Annotated in this window: 1 protein-coding gene; it reads left to right on the top strand. The window is 42.9% G+C overall.

Annotated elements, in window-relative coordinates:
- Window positions 1–133: 133 nt before the first annotated feature.
- Window positions 134–1,185: Fic family protein (locus IAQ59_RS21960; protein WP_209333003.1), on the top strand; the 1,052-nt coding region annotated here is incomplete at its 3' end.

Below are 1,185 nucleotides of genomic sequence, written 5' to 3'. Positions count from 1 at the left end.
CATTGCCAATCCCAAATTCCTTTGCAATTTGAGACATTGTTTTCCGCAAAGTTTTTCACTTTGAGGGATAGAAAATCATTCTATAACTCATTTTTTTTGTATTATTGAGCTATAGAAATAATTTCAATAGCTCATGCAATGGATTTGGAAGAGAGCGGACTGGCCAAACTTCACATTTGACCCTGCGGCATTCGTTCAATTAGAACGCGAATTTCATCGAAATACGGGCTTGATTTTAGGTTTAGTTAGTTCTGTGTCGTCTGACGATGCAGATGAATTAAAGGTGAGTCTTTTGAGCAATGAAGCGCTGGATACATCTAAAATTGAAGGGGAGATATTGGACAGAGATTCTGTTCAATCATCCATCCGCGGTCAGCTGGGCCTACAGACTGATGGAAGAAGGCCTGGTCCCAAAGAAACAGGTGTTTCCCGAATGATGGTGGACCTTTTTAAGAGTTATAACGAGCCACTCGACCAGGAGCGCCTATTCTCCTGGCATCAAATGATGATGAACGGAAGGGTTGATTTGGAAATAGTAGGAGGTTACCGAATTCATAAAGATCCAATGCAGATTGTATCGGGGAGGTTAGATTCGCCTCAAGTTTTTTATCAGGCACCGCCATCACATAAGGTGCCAAAGGAGATGGAAAATTATCTTCTTTGGTTTAATCGAGCTTTCAGCGAAGGAATGCCCACATTGGTTCATGCTGGATTGGCGCACCTGTATTTTGAATTGATTCACCCTTTTGAAGACGGAAACGGTCGAATCGGACGAGCTATTGCGGAAAAAGCCTTGGCTATGGGAGCCAAACATGCGTTAATTACGTCACTTTCAAGTACCATAGAGCGAAATAAAAAAGCATATTATCAGGCTTTGGAGCATGCCAATGGCTCTTTGGAAGTGACAGATTGGCTAGTATATTTTTCTCAAGAGGTATTGAAAGCCCAAGTCAATGTGCAGAAATTGATCCTATTTATTGTGGAAAAGGCTCGCTACTTTGAGGAATTCCGGAATAAGTTGAATGAGCGTCAGTCCAAAGTCGCGCTGCGGCTGTTTCGGGAAGGACCGGAGGGTTTCAAAAGTGGATTGAGTGCCAAAAATTACATTCGCATTAGCAAAACTTCTCCCGCTACTGCAACCAGAGATCTTGCGGAAATGGTAGCCCTCGGAGCACTAAAAAGGAC

Source organism: Lunatimonas salinarum, from assembly GCF_017811155.1.
Lineage (GTDB): Bacteria > Bacteroidota > Bacteroidia > Cytophagales > Cyclobacteriaceae > Lunatimonas > Lunatimonas salinarum.
This window is presented reverse-complemented; position numbering and strand designations above follow the sequence as displayed.